The sequence below is a fragment of the Methylobacterium sp. E-041 genome (assembly GCF_022829665.1).
Classification (GTDB): Bacteria; Pseudomonadota; Alphaproteobacteria; order Rhizobiales; family Beijerinckiaceae; genus Methylobacterium.
The window spans coordinates 164,978-181,689 of record NZ_JAKSYQ010000285.1 but is presented as its reverse complement, the minus strand read 5'-3'; the positions used below and the strand labels follow the sequence as shown (position 1 = coordinate 181,689).

Sequence of the window (16,712 nt, the reverse complement as noted above, 5' to 3'; positions counted from 1 at the left end):
TATGTCCATCCTCATCGACGCGAACACCAAGGTCATCTGCCAGGGCTTCACCGGCAAGAACGGGACCTTCCATTCCGAGCAGGCGCTGGCCTACGGCACCAAGATGGTCGGCGGCACCTCGCCCGGCAAAGGCGGCTCCAAGCACCTCAACCTGCCGGTCTTCGACACGGTCGGCGAGGCCCGCGAGGCCACCGGCGCGACCGCATCCGTGGTCTACGTGCCGCCGCCGGGCGCGGCCGACGCGATCTGCGAGGCGATCGCGGCCGAGATGCCGCTGATCGTCTGCATCACGGAAGGCATCCCGGTGCTCGACATGGTGCGGGTCAAGCGTGCGCTGATCGGCTCGAAGTCGCGCCTCATCGGGCCGAACTGCCCCGGCGTCGTCACCGCCGGCGAATCGAAGATCGGCATCATGCCGGCGAACATCTTCAAGCCGGGCTCGGTCGGCATCGTCTCGCGCTCCGGCACGCTGACCTACGAGGCGGTGTTCCAGACCTCGACCGCCGGCCTCGGCCAGACCACCGCGGTCGGCATCGGCGGCGACCCGGTGAAGGGCACCGAGTTCATCGACATGCTCGAGATGTTCCTCGCCGACGAGAAGACCACGTCGATCGTGATGATCGGCGAGATCGGCGGCTCGGCCGAGGAGGAGGCGGCGCAGTTCCTGGCCGACGAGGCCAAGCGCGGCCGCAAGAAGCCGATGGTCGGCTTCATCGCCGGCCGCACCGCGCCTCCGGGCCGCCGCATGGGCCATGCCGGCGCGATCATCTCCGGCGGCAAGGGCGGCGCCGAGGACAAGATCGCGGCGATGGAGGCCGCCGGGATCCGCGTCTCGCCGTCGCCGGCGCGCCTCGGCTCGACGCTGGTCGAGGTCCTGAAGGGCTGAAACCGAGTGACAGCCGCGCGCGTATGACCCGCGCGCGGCTGTGTTGCAGCGCACGCAAGCCGGTGACGCCCATATGATGGGCGACGGAGCGCCCGCTTCGTGCGCCCACAGGAATCGCAGCGCGGCCCGCGCCTTCCGCTCGCGGAGGCGCCTCCCGCGCGATGACGCGGCTCATCCGCACCGGCGGAGGGCCCGAAGGACAGGATGACCCGCCGATGGCACGCCAGGACGTGAACGAAGCGCTGCTGGAAACCTCGTTCCTCTACGGCGGCAACGCCGCCTACATCGAGGAATTGCAGGCGGCCTACGCCCGCAACCCGGCTTCGGTCGACCCCGAGTGGCAGAGCTTCTTCAAGGGGCTCGGCGAGGACGAGACCCTGGTCGAGAAGAACGCGGCCGGCGCCTCGTGGACCAAGCCGAACTGGCCGGTGCCGGCCAACGGCGAGATCGTCTCGGCGCTCGACGGCAACTGGGCGACCCTGGAGAAGGCGGTCGGCGAGAGGATCCTCGCCAAGGGCGCGGAGAAGGGCGAGCAGAGGCCCGGCAAGCCCGCCGACGGCCTCGCCGTCACCGGCAAGACCGGCGTCTCGGTCGAGCAGGCGACCAAGGATTCGGTTCGCGCGATCATGCTGATCCGCTCGTACCGCATGCGCGGCCACCTGCACGCCAAGCTCGACCCGCTCGGGCTGGCCCCCCGCGGCGACCACGAGGAGCTGCATCCGCAGCATTACGGCTTCCTCGAATCCGACTGGGACCGGCCGATCTTCCTCGACAACGTGCTCGGGCTGGAATTCGCCACGATCCGCGAGATCGTCGCGATCCTGGAGCGGACCTACTGCCAGACCCTCGGCGTCGAGTTCATGCACATCTCCGATCCCGAGGAGAAGGCGTGGCTGCAGGAGCGCATCGAGGGCAAGGACAAGGAGATCTCGTTCACCCCCGAAGGGCGCCGCGCGATCCTCAACAAGCTGATCGAGGCCGAGGGCTTCGAGAAGTTCCTCGACCTCAAGTACACCGGCACCAAGCGCTTCGGCCTCGACGGCTCGGAGGCGATGATCCCGGCGCTCGAGCAGATCATCAAGCGCGGCGGCGCGCTCGGCGTGCGCGAGATCGTGCTCGGCATGGCCCACCGTGGGCGCCTCAACGTGCTCACCAACGTGATGGCAAAGCCGTTCCGTGCGGTGTTCAACGAGTTCAAGGGCGGCTCGGCCTCGCCGGCCGAGGTCGAGGGCTCGGGCGACGTGAAGTACCATCTCGGTGCCTCGTCCGACCGCGCCTTCGACGGCAACAACGTCCACCTGTCGCTCACCGCCAACCCGTCGCACCTCGAGATCGTCGATCCCGTGGTGCTCGGAAAGGTTCGCGCCAAGCAGGACCAGCGCGCCAAGCCGAACGTCGTGCGCGCCAGCGTGATGCCGCTCCTGATCCACGGCGACGCGGCCTTCGCCGGCCAGGGCGTGGTCGCCGAGTGCCTCGGGCTGTCGGGCCTGAAGGGCCACCGCACCGGCGGCTCGATCCACTTCATCATCAACAACCAGATCGGCTTCACCACCGATCCGCGCTTCTCGCGCTCCTCGCCGTACCCGTCCGACGTGGCGAAGATGGTCGAGGCGCCGATCTTCCATTGCAACGGCGACGACCCGGAGGCGGTGACCTTCGCCACCAAGGTCGCGGTCGAGTACCGCCAGAAGTTCGGCAAGCCGGTCGTGATCGACATGCTGTGCTACCGCCGCTTCGGCCACAACGAGGGCGACGAGCCGGCCTTCACCCAGCCGAAGATGTACCAGCGCATCCGCAAGCACACCTCGGTGCTGGAGAGCTACGCGCGCAAGCTGATCGAGAACGGCACCCTGAGCCAGGAGGCCTACGACGCCCGAAAGGCCGAGTTCCGGGCGATGCTCGACGCCGAGCTCGAGGTCGCCGGCACCTACAAGGCCAACAAGGCCGACTGGCTCGACGGGCGCTGGTCCGGCTTCAAGGCCGTGCACGAGGACGTGGACGATCCGCGCCGCGGCCGCACCGGCGTGCCGGTCGAGACCCTGCGCGAGATCGCGCAGAAGATCACCCAGGCGCCCCCCGGCTTCCACCTGCACCGCACGATCCAGCGCTTCATGGACAACCGCGCCAAGGCGGTGGAGACCGGCGTCGGCATCGACTGGGCGACCGCCGAGGCCCTGGCCTTCGGGGCGACCATGCTCGACGGCAACCGCGTCCGGCTCTCGGGCCAGGACGTCGAGCGCGGCACCTTCTCGCAGCGCCACGCCGTGGTGATCGACCAGGAGAACGAGCAGCGCTTCACGCCCCTCAACGCCATCCGCGAGGGCCAGGCGCCGCTGGAGGTGATCAACTCGATGCTGTCCGAGGAGGCGGTGCTCGGCTTCGAGTACGGCTACTCGGCGGCCGAGCCGAACGCGCTCGTGCTGTGGGAGGCGCAGTTCGGCGACTTCGCCAACGGCGCGCAGGTGGTGATCGACCAGTTCATCGCGTCCGGCGAGCGCAAGTGGCTGCGCATGTCCGGCCTCGTGATGCTGCTGCCCCACGGCTACGAGGGGCAGGGGCCGGAGCACTCCTCCGCCCGCCTGGAGCGCTACCTCCAAAGCTGCGCCGAGGACAACATGCAGGTCGCCAACTGCTCGACGCCGGCGAACTACTTCCACATCCTGCGCCGGCAGCTGAAGCGCGACTTCCGCAAGCCGCTGATCCTGATGACGCCGAAGTCGCTGCTGCGCCACAAGCGGGCGGTGTCGACGATCGAGATGATCGCCGAGGGTTCGAGCTTCCACCGCATCCTGTGGGACGACGCCGAGCACGACGAGAGCGGGGTCAAGCTCGTCCGCGACGACAAGGTCCGCCGCGTCGTGCTGTGCTCGGGCAAGGTCTACTACGACCTGTTCGAGGAGCGCGAGAAGCGCGGCGTCAACGACGTCTACCTGCTGCGCGTCGAGCAGCTCTACCCGTTCCCGCTCAAGGCGCTGGCCAACGAGATGGGCCGCTTCCGCAATGCCGAGGTGGTGTGGTGCCAGGAGGAGCCCAAGAACATGGGCGCCTGGGCCTTCGTCGAGCCCTACCTCGAATGGGTGCTCGGCCAGGCCGGCTCCGCGGTGAAGCGCGCCCGCTACGTCGGCCGCCCGGCCTCGGCCTCGACCGCCGTGGGGCAGATGTCGAAGCACCAGGCCCAGCTGCAGGCCTTCCTCAACGAGGCCCTCGCGGTCTGAATGTCCTCACCTATGGCGGCGGCTCTCCGGGGCCGCCGCTCACCCTGCCCGGCCGTCCGGTACGGCCCAACCGATCCGGCATGAGCTGACACAATGGCAACCGACATCCTCGTCCCGACGCTCGGCGAATCCGTCAGCGAGGCCACCATCGGCCGCTGGTTCAAGAAGCCGGGCGACACGGTCGCGGCCGACGAGCCCCTGGTCGAGCTCGAGACCGACAAGGTGACCCTCGAGGTCAACGCCCCCGCCGCCGGCGAGCTCGGCGAGATCCTGGTCAAGGACGGCGAGACGGTGGAGCCGGGCGCGCTGCTCGGCTCGATCGTCGAGGCGAGCGGCGGCGGCGCCAAGCCCGCGCCCAAGGAGGCCGCGCCGAAGAAGGAGGCCGAGGCCAAGTCCGAGAGCCGCAGCGAGGCGCCGAAGGCGTCCGCCCCCGACGCCAAGGCGGTCGAGGAGGCCCCGGCCAAGGAATCGGCCGCCGGCTACGGCAACCACGGCGACGCGGCGCCCCCGGCCGCCCGCCCCTCCGACGACAACGGCCCGGCGGTCGGCAAGCTGTCGCGGGAATCGGGCATCGACCCGTCGAGCGTCAACGGCAGCGGCAAGGACGGCCGCGTGACCAAGGGCGACATGCTCGGCGCGATCGCGAAGGGGCCCGCGCAGGCGGCTCCCGCCCCGGCCAAGGAGGCGCGCCCGACGCCGCCGCGCCCGGCCTCGAAGCCGGACGACGCCGCCCGCGAGGAGCGGGTGCGGATGACCAAGCTGCGCCAGACCATCGCTCGCCGCCTCAAGGACGCGCAGGACACCGCCGCGATGCTCACCACGTTCAACGACGTGGACATGGGCGCGGTGATGGCGCTGCGCGCGCAGTACAAGGACATCTTCGAGAAGAAGCACGGCACGAAGCTCGGCTTCATGGGCTTCTTCACCAAGGCGGTGATCGGGGCGCTCAAGGACGTGCCGGCGGTCAACGCCGAGATCGACGGGCAGGATCTCGTCTACAAGAACTACTATCACATCGGCATCGCCGTCGGGACCGACAAGGGTCTCGTCGTGCCGGTGGTGCGCAACGCCGACGACCTCTCAATCGCCGGCATCGAGAAGACGATCTCGGGCTTCGGCCGCAAGGCCCGGGACGGCAAGCTCTCGATCGACGAGATGCAGGGCGGCACCTTCACCATCACCAACGGCGGCATCTACGGCTCGCTGATGTCGACCCCGATCCTCAACGCGCCGCAATCGGGCATCCTCGGGATGCACCGCATCGAGGAGCGCCCGGTGGTCCGCAACGGCAAGATCGAGGCGCGGCCGATGATGTATCTCGCCCTCTCCTACGATCACCGCATCGTCGACGGGAAGGAGGCCGTGACCTTCCTGGTGCGGGTGAAGGAGGCGCTGGAGGATCCGGCGCGGCTCGTCCTGGATCTGTAAGGCCGGCGCGATGCTCACCCCCGATGCCGTCGCGGTCGTCACCGGCGGCGGCCGCGGCATCGGCCGTGCGGTATCCCTGCTCGCGGCGCGGCGCGGCTATCGCGTCTGCCTGAGCTACGTCTCCGACGCGGCCGCGGCCGCGACGGTGGTCGCGGCGATCGAAGCCGAGGGCGGCCAGGCCGTCGCGGTGCGCTGCGACGTGGCGGAGGAGGCCGACGTGATCGCCCTGTTCGCGGCGGCCGACCGTCTCGGCACCGTCACCGCGCTGGTCAACAATGCCGGGGTGGTCGATCTCTCCGCGCCCGTGTCCGAGATGAGCGCCGCCCGGCTCCACCGGATGATGGCGACCAACGTCGTCGGCTCGTTCCTCTGCGCCCGCGAGGCGGTGCGGCGGATGTCGACGAAGCAGGGCGGCCGGGGCGGGGCCGTCGTCAACGTCTCGTCGATCGCGGCGCGCCTCGGCGGGGCCGGGCAGTTCGTCGACTACGCCGCCTCGAAGGGAGCGATCGACAGCTTCACGATCGGCCTCGCCCGCGAGGTGGCCGATGCCGGCATCCGGGTGAACGCCGTGGCGCCCGGCATCATCGACACCGAGATCCATGCCAGCGGCGGCACGCCCGACAAGGTGGCGGCGATGGGACCGGGCGTGCCGATGAGGCGCGCCGGCACCGCCGACGAAGTCGCCGCCCCGGTGCTCTGGCTGCTCTCCGACGAGGCGGCCTACACCACCGGCGCCATCCTCGACGTCTCGGGCGGTCGGTGATCCCCGGCAACGAATGAATCCGGCGGCGACCCGCCACGGCGGTCGCCGCACGCGCATGCAGGAACGAACAGAACCATGAGCACCTACGATCTCGTCGTCATCGGCACCGGCCCCGGCGGCTATGTCTGCGCCATCCGCGCCGCGCAGCTGGGCCTGCGCACCGCCGTCGTCGAGAAGCGCGCGACCCATGGCGGCACCTGCCTGAACGTCGGCTGCATCCCGTCGAAGGCGCTGCTGCACGCCTCCGAGGCGTTCGAGGAGGCGACCAAGCACTTCCCCGATCTCGGCATCGAGGTCGGCACGCCGAAGCTCGACCTCGCCAAGATGCAGGGGTTCAAGCAGAGCGGCGTCGACGGCAACACCAAGGGCGTCGAGTTCCTGCTGAAGAAGAACAAGGTCGACACCATCCGCGGCACCGGCAGGATCGCCGGCGCCGGCCGCGTCGAGGTCACGTCGGAGGACGGCGGAAACCAGATGCTGGAGACCAAGAACATCGTCATCGCCACCGGCTCGGACGTGACGCGCCTGCCCGGCGTCGAGATCGACGAGAAGACCGTGGTCTCCTCTACGGGTGCGCTCGAGCTCGCGGCGGTGCCGAAGAAGCTCTTGGTGATCGGCGCGGGCGTGATCGGCCTCGAGCTCGGCTCGGTCTGGCGCCGGCTCGGGGCCGAGGTCACCGTGGTCGAGTATCTCGACCGGGTGCTGCCGGGGATGGACGGCGAGGTCGGCAAGCAGTTCCAGCGGATCATGTCCAAGCAGGGCATCGCCTTCAAGCTCTCGACCAAGGTCACCGGCGTGGCGACCGGCGCGGGCGGCGCGACCGTCACCGTCGAGCCGGCGGCGGGCGGCGAATCCGAGACGCTTCAGGCCGACGTGGTGCTCGTGGCGATCGGGCGGGTGCCCTACACCGAGGGGCTCGGCCTCGAGGGCGTCGGCGTCGGGCTCGACAACAAGGGCCGGATCCAGACCGACAGCCACTACGCCACCAACGTCACCGGCATCTACGCGATCGGCGACGTGATCGCCGGGCCGATGCTCGCGCACAAGGCCGAGGACGAGGGCGTCGCGGTGGCCGAGATCCTGGCCGGCCAGTCCGGCCACGTGAACTACGCGGTGATCCCGAACGTGGTCTACACCTATCCGGAGGTCGCCTCGGTCGGGAAGACCGAGGAGGAGCTGAAGAAGGACGGCATCGCCTACAACGCGGGCAAGTTCCCCTTCACCGCCAACGGCCGGGCCAAGGCCAACGGCACCACCGAGGGCTTCGTGAAGGTGCTGGCCGATGCCGCGAGCGACCGGGTGCTCGGCGTCCACATCGTCGGCGCCGATGCCGGCAACCTCATCGCCGAGGTGGCGGTGGCGATGGAGTTCGGGGCGTCGGCCGAGGACATCGCCCGCACCTGCCACGCCCACCCGACCCTGACGGAAGCGGTGAAGGAGGCCGCGCTCGCGGTCGGGAAGCGCGCGATCCACGTCTGAGGACGCGGCCGCGCCCGTCGCTCAGGCCGAGCGGCGGGCCGGGGCGAGGGCGGCGATGCGCAGGAGGGCGGTCGGGGCCGGCGGCGCGGTGATCGCGTTCAGCAGGTACGGCCGCCGCAGACCGAGCGCGTGGTGGAGCGTGAGGTCGATGTCGCGGGCGTGGAACGGCATCTTCAGGACGAAGGTGGCGCCGAAGTAGCGGGCGGCCTGGGCGATCGGCTCGGGATCGCCGCTGGTCAGCATCGTGAGGCGCGTCGTCAGGTTCAGGGTCTGAACCTGGCAGGCGAGCTCGAGGCCGTCGGTCCCGTTGAGCTTCACGTCGACGAAGGCGAGCGGGTAGGCGTCGGTCTTCAGGAGCTTCAGGGCGTGCCGGCCGCAATCCGTCTCGTCGATCTCGAGGGCGAAGCCGCTGCGCGCCAGCACCCGCCCGATCGCCGCGCGCGCCGCGTCCGACGAGGAGGCGAGCAGGATGCGCGTCGGCTGCCGGCGCCGGGTGTCGGCGTGCAGCAGACTCTCGATGTGGGCGGTGTCGAGGGGCACCTTCAGCACCTCGTAGGCGCCGAGCGAGACCGCGAGTTCCTGCCACTGCGCGAAGACGCGGGCGGCGATCAGCACGAGGCAGGGCAGGGTGGCGCCGCGCTTGCGCGCCACCGCCACCGCCTCCGGGCCGCTCACGCCTTCGAGCTGGAGGCCGACGAAGGCCAGGGCCGGCTTGTGCGCGAGGGCGAGATCGATCAGCGCCTCGCCCGAGGCCGTTTGCACGATCACGGCCCTGGGATCGAAGTGCGATACCACCGTGGCGAGTTCGGCCCGGCGTCCCGCGTCGCGATCGGCGATGAGGACGGTGCCGGCTTGCGGGGGCCGGACCGCGCTTCCGATATCGGCGTGTTCGCCCGCCATGGTTCCTGTCCAGTCCGATCCTATGACAAGAGAAATAGCGCTCAAATCTCTCGGCAAGCTTAATGGCTGGCCGAACCGGCTATTTGCTCTGTCTAGTGTGTCAACGTGTCATCTCAATGCACGTCGCGTGTCACGCCTCCGTCGGCACGGCACGGCCGGCGCGCGGATGGGTGGCGTCGAAGGCGCTCATCAGGCGGGCCGCGTCGACCTTGGTGTAGAGCTGCGTCGTCGAGAGCGAGGCGTGGCCGAGCAGCTCCTGGATCGCGCGCAGCTCGCCCTGCCGCGCCAGGAGATGCGTCGCGAAGGAGTGCCGCAGGGCGTGCGGCGTGGCGCTGTCGGGCAGCCCGAGAGCGCCGCGGGCGCGGGCGACGACGTACTGGATGATCCGCGGTGAGAGCGGGCCGCCGCGGGCGCCGACGAAGAGCGGGCCCTCCGGCGGCAGCGGGTGCGGGCAGGCGGCGAGGTAGGCGGCGACCGCCTCGGCCACCACCGGCAGCACCGGGACCATCCGCTGCTTCGCGCCCTTGCCCAGCACCGTCACCGCGTCGATGCCGGGCACCGGGGCATCGCGCCGCGCCAGCCCCAGCGCCTCCGAGATGCGCAGGCCCGCGCCGTACAGCAGCGCGAGCACCGCCGCGTCGCGCAGCAGGATCCAAGGGTCGCGGTCCTCGTCGGCGCGCAGCGACACGTCGGTGAGGGCGCGGGCAGCCGCCACCGGCAGCGGACGCGGCAGGCGCCGCTCCACCTTGGGCGAGCGCACGGCGCCGAGCGCCGCCACGGTGCCGTGACCCTCGCGCTCGAGGTGCTTGGCGAAGGAGCGCAGGCCGGCCAGGGCCCGCATCAGCGAGCGGCCGCCGACCTCGTCGGCCCGCCGCGCGGCCATGAAGGCGCGGACGTCGCGCGGCTTCAGCGCGACGATCGCGGGGATCGTCGGCGTGCCGGTGCGGGCGTCGAGATGGGCGAGGAACTGGCGCAGGTCGCGCTCGTAGGCCTCCACCGTGTTGGCGGACAACCGCCGCTCGGCCGCGAGGCTGAGGCCCCAGGCGCGGGCGGCGGCAAGGAGGGCGGCATCGCCCGGCATCGCGGGAAGGACGGAGCCCGACGCGGGAGCGGAAGTCGGCATCGGGTCTTCCTCGCGGAGCGCGCCCGCGTCGAGCGCGCGAGCCGGTCACTGGACGCCCGCGCGGTTGCCCGGCGGTTAACGGGTCTTCTCGATCCCCATCGCCTTGATGCGCGAGGCCAACGTCGTCGGGCGCAGCCCCATGAGCTCGGCGGCGCCGCCAGGGCCGAACACCTTGCCGCCGGTGAGCGAAAGGGCGGCGGCGATCTCGGCGCGGTCGCGGGCGCGGCGGTCGGCCTCCGTCGGCGGCCGGTCGGCGGGAAGCGCCGGCAGCGTCGCGTCGACGGGGCCCGCGGGATCGGGCCGTTCGGATTCGCGCCGTTCGGATTCGGGCAGGTCGAAGCGCAGGCGGCCGCGGACGGCGAGGATGGCGGCGCGCTCGATCACGTTCTCCAGCTCGCGCACGTTGCCGGGCCAGGCGTAGCGGGCGAGCCGGCGCACGTCGCCCTCGGTCAGCCGCGGCTCGGGGATGTTCAGGCGGCGTGCGGCCCCCGTCAGGACGTGCTGGGCGATCGGCGCGATGTCCTCGGGGCGCTCGCGGAGCGGGCTCGCGGCCAGCGGGAAGACGTTGAGGCGGAAGTACAGGTCCTCGCGGAACCGGCCGCGGCGCACCTCCTCCCGCAGGTCGCGGTTGGTGGCGGCGACGAGGCGGATGTCGACGGCGCGCGTGCGCTCCTCGCCGACGCGCTCGAACGAGCGCTCCTGCAGCACCCGCAGCAGCTTGCCCTGGAGATCGAGCGGGATCTCGCCGACCTCGTCGAGGAACAGCGTGCCGCCGTCGGCGAGCTCGAAGCGCCCGACGCGATCGCGCAGCGCACCGGTGAACGCGCCGCGGGCATGGCCGAAGAACTCGCTCTCGAACAGCTCGCGCGGCACCGCGGCGCAGTTCACGCGGATCATCGGCCGGTCGCGCCGCCGGCTGGCCTCGTGGATCGCGCGGGCGATCAGCTCCTTGCCGGTGCCGGACTCGCCGGTGATCAGCACGGTGGCGTCGGTGCCAGCCACGAGGTCGATCTGGCGCAACGTCGCCACGATGGCGGGGGAACGGCCGATGATGCCCTGGTGGTGGCGCTCCAGCCGGATTTCCTCCTTCAGGTAGGCGTTCTCCAACTCCAGCCGCTCGCGCAGGGAATCGACCTCGGCGAGCGCGCTGCGCAGCCGTTCCTCGGCCTCGCGCCGCTGGCTGATGTCGCGGAACACGATGACGGCGCCGAGCAGACGCCCGCGATCCCGGATCGGCGTCGAGGTGTACGCCACCGGGAACGCGGTGCCGTCGCGCCGCCAGAACACCTCGTCGTCGACCTGGCGCACCGCGCCGTCGCGGAAGGCCGCGTAGATCGGGCAGTCGCGGTGCGGGTAATGCGCGCCGTCGGAGCGGGTGTGGTGCACGGTGGCGTGCATGTCCTTGCCGACGAGGTCGGCGGCCCGCCAGCCGAGCATGCGCTCGGCGGCCGGGTTGACGAAGGTGGTCGCCCCATCGGCGTTGACGCCGTAGATGCCCTCGCCGGCGGCCCGCAGGATCAGCTGGTTCCCGCGCTCGATGTCGCGGAAGATGCGCTCCATCCGCTGCCACTCGGCGATGCCGGCGCGCATGTGGTCGTCGGCCTGCCCGTCGACCGCCCGCCGACGGCGCGCCTCGAGATCGGAGAGCGTCAGGAGAAGCCGCGGCGGGTCGCCCGCGAGCGGGCTCGCGGCGTATTCGAGGCGCAGCCCGCGGCCGTCCGCGTGGCGCGGCTCCAGCGTCCGCGACCACCATTGCCCCTTGGCGAAGGCGCCCTGCGTGAACACCACCAGCGCGGGCCGCTGGCCCGGATGCAGCGCGCTCGCCGTGATCCTGCGGAGCGCCGCGCGGTCGTAGCCGAGCAGGCGCGCCGCGGCCGGGTTGGCATCGACGATCCGGTCGGCCTCGGGCTCCAGCACCAGCATCGCCTCCCGGTGCTGCTCGAAGACCGGCCCGAAATCCTCGATCATGTCGGCTCCGACGCACCTGTCTCGCTACGAGACTTCGTGGTCATACCACGAGATCTCGTCGGGCACGAGATCTCGTAGCTGATGATCCTCAGGCCAAGTCGCTGTTCCCTCGGCGGTTCTTCGCAACGACCCAGCTGGCACATCGCTTGCGCAATCCTCGCTCGAGCGCGCCCCGCCGGCACACTACGCGGTGGGGCGCGACCGATCTCACAACCTGCCGGAGTGCCGACCATGAAGCGCGAAGACCTCACCGAGAAGCTCCTCGACATCAAGCGCGACAAGGGCTGGACCTGGAAGTACATCCAGGACGAGATCGGCGGGCTCTCGCCGATCCTGATCACCGCCGCCTGCATGGGCCAGATGAAGCTGCCGAAGGCGCAGGCCGCCAAGGCCGCCGCGCTGTTCGGGCTCACCGAATCCGAGGAGCGGATGCTCAACGAGGCGCCCTATCGCGGCTCGATCCCGTCGATGCCGCCGACCGATCCGCTGATCTACCGCTTCTACGAGCTGGTGATGGTCTACGGCACCACCTTCAAGGAACTGATCCAGGAGGAGTTCGGCGACGGCATCATGTCGGCGATCGACTTCAACATGACCATGGAGCGCGAGGCCAACAACAAGGGCGACCGCGTGAAGCTCGGCATGTCCGGCAAGTTCCTGCCGTACAAGTATTACGGCAGCGAGGACGGCGTGCCGGAATACGGCTTCAAGGAGGGCTGAGCCGGGCCGGGCGAGGCGGCGGCCGCCGCGCCTTGCCGCTTCGGCCGGTTTCCACCGAAGCTGCGGCGGCTCGGGCGACGGCGGACGGCTCGCTCATGGGGGGCGGAACGGGGCAGCGAGGGGGACGACGTGGCGACGGACGAGGGGACGGCGCACCTGCGCAACCCGGTGCTCGACGAGCTGGCGGCGGCGCTCGGCATTCCGACGACGGCGTTCTTCGCCACGCTCGACGAAGGGGATCGGATCGCCGAGAGCCTCACCCTGCTGCGCCTGTGGGCCACCCTCGATCAGCCCGGGCAGCGTCGGGAGCTTCTGGACCACCTCCGCCGGATGAGCGACGGGCCGCCGCCCGGCTGAGCCGGGCGGGCGCGCCTTTGCGCTCCGGGAGGATCAGTCGGCGTGATGCTCGGCGATGTAGCGCCCGAGCGCCCCGGCCGCGTTGAGCATGTGCGCCCGCATGCGCCGTGCCGCCGCCTCGCCGTCGCCCTCGGCGATCGCGGCCAGGATCGCGCCGTGCTCGGCGTGGGAGCGGCGGATGCGGTCGCCCTGGCGCAGCTGCGTGCGGCGGAAGGCCGAGAGCCGGGTGCGGATCGCCAGCGCCTGCTCGGCCAGGAACCCGTTGTGGGTGGCCGCGTAGAGCCCTTCGTGGAACTGGCGGTTCAGGCCGTCGTAGGCGTCGAGGTCGCCGCCCTCGACCGCCGCGCCCGAGCGCCGGTGCAGCTCCATCAGGGCGCTGAGCTCGAGCGGGCGCATGCGGTGGGTGGCGAGCCGCACGCACAAAGCCTCGATCTCGGCGGTGGCCTCGAACATGTCCATGATCCGCTCGGGCGTCATCCGGGCGACGACCATGCCGCGGCGCGGGCGCTGCTCCACGAGGCCGCCGAAGGCGAGCTGGCGCAGGGCCTCCCGCACGGGGGTGCGCGAGGCGCCGAAGCGGTCGGCCAGCGTCTGCTCGTCCAGGGTCGTGCCGGCGGCGAGCTCGCCCGCCGCGATCGCATCCGTGAGCGCGTCGCGGATGCGATCGGAGATCAGCGCCCGCTCCTCGGTCTCGTGGCCCGCGTCCATGGCTCTCCCGCCCCGCGAAGCCGGGCTCAGCCGACGATCGCCCGCACCGTCAGGAACAGCACCGACGGGCCGACGAGGCAGCCGATGCCGGTGTGGAAGGTCGCGGTCAGCGCGCCGTAGGGCACGAGCTTGGGATCGGTGGCGGCCAGGCCGCCGGCCACCCCGCTGACCGTGCCCATCAGCCCGCCATAGGCCATGGCCGAGCGCGGGTTGTCGAGGCCGATCAGCTTGGCGACGAGGGGCGTGCCGACCATCACGCCCACCGCCTTGGTCACGCCGGTGGCGATCGAGAGCGCCATCACCGTCGAGTCGGCGCCGAGCGCCGCGCCGGTGACCGGGCCGACGATGTAGGTGATCGCGCCCGCGCCGATCGTCGTGATCGAGACCGCGTCGTGGTAGCCGAAGGCGACCGCGGTCAGCGTGCCGACGAGGAAGGGCAGCAGCGTGCCGAGCGCCAGCGCCAGCACGCCGACGAGGCCGGCCCGGCGCGCCTCGATCACGTCGACCTCGAAGGCGGTGGCGACGATGGCGAAATCGCGCAGCATGGCCCCGCCCATCAGCCCGATCCCGGCCAGCGCCGGGATGTCGGCCAGGCCCTTCTTGCCGCCGGTGAGCACGCCGCCGAAATAGGCGAGCACCAGGCCGAGCACGATGGCGATGGCCGAGCCGTGCACCCGCCCGTTGGTGAGCCGCCGCGCGGCGACGTTCGAGACCAGGATCAGCGCCCCGACGACGGCGAAGGCCGCAACCAGGCTCTGCTCGACGAAGACGTGCTCGAGGCCTTGCCACAGGCCGCTCATCGCGTCCGCCCCGCCGGGATCGCCGCGGCGTCGGCCCGCGCTGCCTCGGGTTCGCCGCCGATGACGGCGCCGCCGTGCTCGACCTCCGGACCGCCCGGGTCGCGGCCGCCGATGCGGCTGAGCAGCGCCACCGCGGCGAAGCAGATCGCCAGGGAGCCGAAGGCGGCGATGATCACGATCGGGCCGCCGCTCACCGCGGCGACGACGTTCTGCTGGGCGGCCATCGCGACGACGATGGGAATGTACATGCCGCCCCAGAACTCGACGCCGAACTTGACGTTCTTGCTCAAGCGGCCGTGGCGCATCAGCCAGACGCGGGCGGCGATCAGCAGGATCATGGCGATGCCGACCCCGCCGACATTGGCCTTCACGCCGAGTGCGATCCCGAGGAGATCGCCGAGATACACGCCGATCAGCGTGCAGGCGGCGAGCAGCGCGACGCCGGCGATGATCATGGCCGCAGCCTCCAGTGCGGGGCACTCCCGATCGGGCCGGGCGATGGTCGAGGAGGCGCAATGGCACGGGGCATCCGGCGTATCCGTCCCGATTTCGTGATTCGTCTTCGTTGCCACTGAGTATGCAAAATATTGACAGATCGGCAAGCTGGTATACGATCATGTGATCGAACGGATCACTCGCATACGAATTGCTGTGTCTGATCCGCGATCGCATGCCGACAGCGTGCGGGCGGATCGACGGTTTGGGGATCGGGATGACGGACTGGCGCAGGCAGAGGACGGCGCGGGATGCGCGGATCGCGGCCGGCCGCGCCCACGCCGACGGCAAGGTCGTCGCGGCCGCCGACGTGGTCGACCTGCTCGAAGCCGTCCTGCGCCCGGGCGACCGGGTCTGCCTCGAAGGCGACAACCAGAAGCAGGCCGACTGCCTGGCGCGCGGGCTGAGCGCCTGCGACCCGGACAAGGTGCACGGCCTGCACATGGTCCAGTCCGGCATCGTGCTGCCGGAGCATCTCGACGTGTTCGAGACCGGCATCGCCAAGCGCCTCGACTACTCGTATTCCGGCCCGCAGGGCGCCCGCATCGCCAAGATGCTCTACGGCGGGCAGATCGAGCTCGGGGCGGTGCACACCTACCTCGAGCTGTTCGCGCGCTACTTCATCGACCTCACGCCGAACGTCGCGCTGATCGCCGGCGTCTCGGCCGATCGGGCCGGCAACCTCTATACCGGCCCCAACACCGAGGACACGCCGACGGTGGTCGAGGCCACCGCGTTCAAGAACGGCGTGGTGATCGCGCAGGTGAACCAGATCGTCGAGACGGTGCCGCGGGTCGACATCCCCGGCGACCGGATCGACTTCGTGGTCGAGGCCGACACGCCGTTCTACGTCGAGCCGCTGTTCACCCGCGACCCGGCCGCCGTCACCGAGACGCAGATCCTGATGGCGATGATGGCCATCAAGGGAATCTACGCCGAGTACGGCATCCGCCGGCTCAACCACGGCATCGGCTTCGGCACCGCGGCGATCGAGCTGCTGCTGCCGACCTATGGCGAGCGGCTCGGGCTGAAGGGCCGGATCGCCACCAACTGGGCGCTGAACCCGCACCCGACGCTGATCCCGGCGATCGAGGCGGGCTGGGTCGAGCAGGTGCACTGCTTCGGCTCGGAAGTCGGCATGGACCGCTACATCGCCGCGCGGCCGGACATCTTCTTCACCGGCGCCGACGGCTCGCTGCGCTCGAACCGCGCCTTCTGCCAGACGGCGGGGCTCTACGCCTGCGACCTGTTCATCGGCTCGACCCTGCAGATCGACCTCATGGGCCACTCCTCGACCGTGACGACGAACCGCGTCGCGGGCTTCGGCGGCGCGCCGAACATGGGCTCGGACCCGCACGGCCGCCGCCACCCGTCCGACACCTGGATGAAGGCCGGGCGCGAGGCGCAGCAGACCGGCGACCCGGCGCTGATGCGCGGGCGCAAGCTCGTGGTGCAGCTCGTCGAGACCTTCGGCGACGGGCTCGTGCCCGCCTTCGTCGAGCACCTCGACGCCCTCGAGCTCGCCCGGACGATCGGCCTCGAGCTCGCGCCGGTGATGGTCTACGCCGACGACGTCACCCACATCGTCACCGAGGAGGGCATTGCCAACCTCCTGCTCTGCCGCAACGCGGACGAGCGCGAGCAGGCGATCCGCGGCGTGGCCGGCTACACCGAGGTCGGGCGCGGCCGCGACAAGGCCAAGGTCGAGCACCTGCGCGCCCGGGGCATCGTCCGCCGCCCGGAGGATCTCGGGATCGAGCCGCTCGACGCCGACCGCAGCCTGCTCGCGGCGAAGTCGATCAAGGACCTCGTGCACTGGTCGGGCGGCCTGTACGAGCCGCCGGCCCGGTTCCGGAACTGGTGAGATGAT

General features: G+C 71.0%; 14 protein-coding genes. 8 read left to right on the top strand and 6 right to left on the bottom strand.

Annotated features, from left to right (window positions below):
- Position 1 precedes the first annotated feature (1 nt).
- From sucD to lpdA, 5 genes are all read left to right on the top strand, one after another.
- Positions 2 to 886: a succinate--CoA ligase subunit alpha gene (gene sucD / locus MKK70_RS26525; protein ID WP_147727159.1), complete on the top strand. Its 885-nt coding sequence runs from the start codon at positions 2 to 4 to the stop codon at positions 884 to 886.
- Between the two features lie 215 nt (positions 887 to 1,101).
- Positions 1,102 to 4,101, top strand: a complete 3,000-nt coding sequence (locus MKK70_RS26520; protein ID WP_147727158.1) for a 2-oxoglutarate dehydrogenase E1 component — start codon at positions 1,102 to 1,104, stop codon at positions 4,099 to 4,101.
- Between the two features lie 93 nt (positions 4,102 to 4,194).
- Positions 4,195 to 5,529, top strand: a complete 1,335-nt coding sequence (gene odhB / locus MKK70_RS26515) for a 2-oxoglutarate dehydrogenase complex dihydrolipoyllysine-residue succinyltransferase (RefSeq protein WP_147842858.1) — start codon at positions 4,195 to 4,197, stop codon at positions 5,527 to 5,529.
- 10 nt (positions 5,530 to 5,539) lie between these two features.
- Positions 5,540 to 6,292 carry an SDR family oxidoreductase gene (locus MKK70_RS26510; RefSeq protein ID WP_243950886.1) on the top strand — a complete coding sequence of 251 codons (753 nt, stop codon included), beginning with the start codon at positions 5,540 to 5,542 and terminating at the stop codon, positions 6,290 to 6,292.
- Positions 6,293 to 6,367: 75 nt separating this feature from the next.
- Positions 6,368 to 7,771, top strand: a complete 1,404-nt coding sequence (lpdA, locus tag MKK70_RS26505; RefSeq protein WP_147728742.1) for a dihydrolipoyl dehydrogenase — start codon at positions 6,368 to 6,370, stop codon at positions 7,769 to 7,771.
- A 21-nt stretch (positions 7,772 to 7,792) separates the two neighbouring features.
- Here the strand turns inward: lpdA and MKK70_RS26500 are convergent, their stop codons facing one another.
- From MKK70_RS26500 to MKK70_RS26490, 3 genes are all read right to left on the bottom strand, one after another.
- On the bottom strand, positions 7,793 to 8,671 hold the full coding sequence (locus MKK70_RS26500) for a response regulator (RefSeq protein WP_243933599.1): 879 nt from the start codon (positions 8,669 to 8,671) through the stop codon (positions 7,793 to 7,795).
- 130 nt (positions 8,672 to 8,801) lie between these two features.
- Entirely contained in the window at positions 8,802 to 9,752 is a 951-nt protein-coding gene (locus tag MKK70_RS26495) for a tyrosine recombinase XerC (protein WP_243950935.1), read from the bottom strand.
- Positions 9,753 to 9,869: 117 nt separating this feature from the next.
- The gene (locus tag MKK70_RS26490) at positions 9,870 to 11,762 is read right to left on the bottom strand and encodes a sigma 54-interacting transcriptional regulator (protein WP_243950884.1); all 1,893 of its coding nucleotides are present in this window, start codon (positions 11,760 to 11,762) and stop codon (positions 9,870 to 9,872) included.
- Positions 11,763 to 11,993: 231 nt separating this feature from the next.
- On the opposite strand from MKK70_RS26490, the gene cynS reads away from it, so the two are divergent.
- Both cynS and MKK70_RS26480 read left to right on the top strand, forming a co-directional pair.
- Entirely contained in the window at positions 11,994 to 12,482 is a 489-nt protein-coding gene (gene cynS / locus MKK70_RS26485) for a cyanase (RefSeq protein ID WP_147844587.1), read from the top strand.
- A 129-nt stretch (positions 12,483 to 12,611) separates the two neighbouring features.
- On the top strand, positions 12,612 to 12,839 hold the full coding sequence (locus tag MKK70_RS26480; protein ID WP_243950882.1) for a hypothetical protein: 228 nt from the start codon (positions 12,612 to 12,614) through the stop codon (positions 12,837 to 12,839).
- 33 nt (positions 12,840 to 12,872) lie between these two features.
- Here the strand turns inward: MKK70_RS26480 and MKK70_RS26475 are convergent, their stop codons facing one another.
- From MKK70_RS26475 to madL, 3 genes are read right to left on the bottom strand one after another with little or no spacing between them, the layout of a single operon-like run.
- Positions 12,873 to 13,547, bottom strand: coding sequence for a GntR family transcriptional regulator (locus MKK70_RS26475; protein ID WP_147844029.1), 675 nt, complete (start codon positions 13,545 to 13,547; stop codon positions 12,873 to 12,875).
- A gap of 26 nt (positions 13,548 to 13,573) precedes the next feature.
- The gene (gene madM, locus MKK70_RS26470; RefSeq protein WP_409568328.1) at positions 13,574 to 14,347 is read right to left on the bottom strand and encodes a malonate transporter subunit MadM; all 774 of its coding nucleotides are present in this window, start codon (positions 14,345 to 14,347) and stop codon (positions 13,574 to 13,576) included.
- On the bottom strand, positions 14,344 to 14,802 hold the full coding sequence (gene madL / locus MKK70_RS26465) for a malonate transporter subunit MadL (protein ID WP_243932730.1): 459 nt from the start codon (positions 14,800 to 14,802) through the stop codon (positions 14,344 to 14,346). The genes madM and madL overlap by 4 nt, the downstream gene beginning before the upstream one ends.
- Positions 14,803 to 15,059: 257 nt before the next feature.
- Between madL and mdcA the strand changes: the two genes are divergently transcribed.
- Positions 15,060 to 16,706 (top strand): malonate decarboxylase subunit alpha, encoded by a 1,647-nt coding sequence (mdcA, locus tag MKK70_RS26460; RefSeq protein WP_243933594.1) that lies wholly within the window; start codon positions 15,060 to 15,062, stop codon positions 16,704 to 16,706.
- Positions 16,707 to 16,712: the final 6 nt, after the last annotated feature.

What these genes read in the sequence shown, in the direction of transcription:
- sucD (WP_147727159.1), top strand. Translation starts at nt 2, where the DNA reads ATGTCCATCCTCATCGACGCGAACACCAAGGTCATCTGCCAGGGCTTC.
- MKK70_RS26520 (WP_147727158.1), top strand. Translation starts at nt 1,102, where the DNA reads ATGGCACGCCAGGACGTGAACGAAGCGCTGCTGGAAACCTCGTTCCTC.
- odhB (WP_147842858.1), top strand. Translation starts at nt 4,195, where the DNA reads ATGGCAACCGACATCCTCGTCCCGACGCTCGGCGAATCCGTCAGCGAG.
- MKK70_RS26510 (WP_243950886.1), top strand. Translation starts at nt 5,540, where the DNA reads ATGCTCACCCCCGATGCCGTCGCGGTCGTCACCGGCGGCGGCCGCGGC.
- lpdA (WP_147728742.1), top strand. Translation starts at nt 6,368, where the DNA reads ATGAGCACCTACGATCTCGTCGTCATCGGCACCGGCCCCGGCGGCTAT.
- MKK70_RS26500 (WP_243933599.1), bottom strand. Translation starts at nt 8,671, where the DNA reads ATGGCGGGCGAACACGCCGATATCGGAAGCGCGGTCCGGCCCCCGCAA.
- MKK70_RS26495 (WP_243950935.1), bottom strand. Translation starts at nt 9,752, where the DNA reads ATGCCGGGCGATGCCGCCCTCCTTGCCGCCGCCCGCGCCTGGGGCCTC.
- MKK70_RS26490 (WP_243950884.1), bottom strand. Translation starts at nt 11,762, where the DNA reads ATGATCGAGGATTTCGGGCCGGTCTTCGAGCAGCACCGGGAGGCGATG.
- cynS (WP_147844587.1), top strand. Translation starts at nt 11,994, where the DNA reads ATGAAGCGCGAAGACCTCACCGAGAAGCTCCTCGACATCAAGCGCGAC.
- MKK70_RS26475 (WP_147844029.1), bottom strand. Translation starts at nt 13,547, where the DNA reads ATGGACGCGGGCCACGAGACCGAGGAGCGGGCGCTGATCTCCGATCGC.
- madM (WP_409568328.1), bottom strand. Translation starts at nt 14,347, where the DNA reads ATGAGCGGCCTGTGGCAAGGCCTCGAGCACGTCTTCGTCGAGCAGAGC.
- madL (WP_243932730.1), bottom strand. Translation starts at nt 14,802, where the DNA reads ATGATCATCGCCGGCGTCGCGCTGCTCGCCGCCTGCACGCTGATCGGC.
- mdcA (WP_243933594.1), top strand. Translation starts at nt 15,060, where the DNA reads ATGACGGACTGGCGCAGGCAGAGGACGGCGCGGGATGCGCGGATCGCG.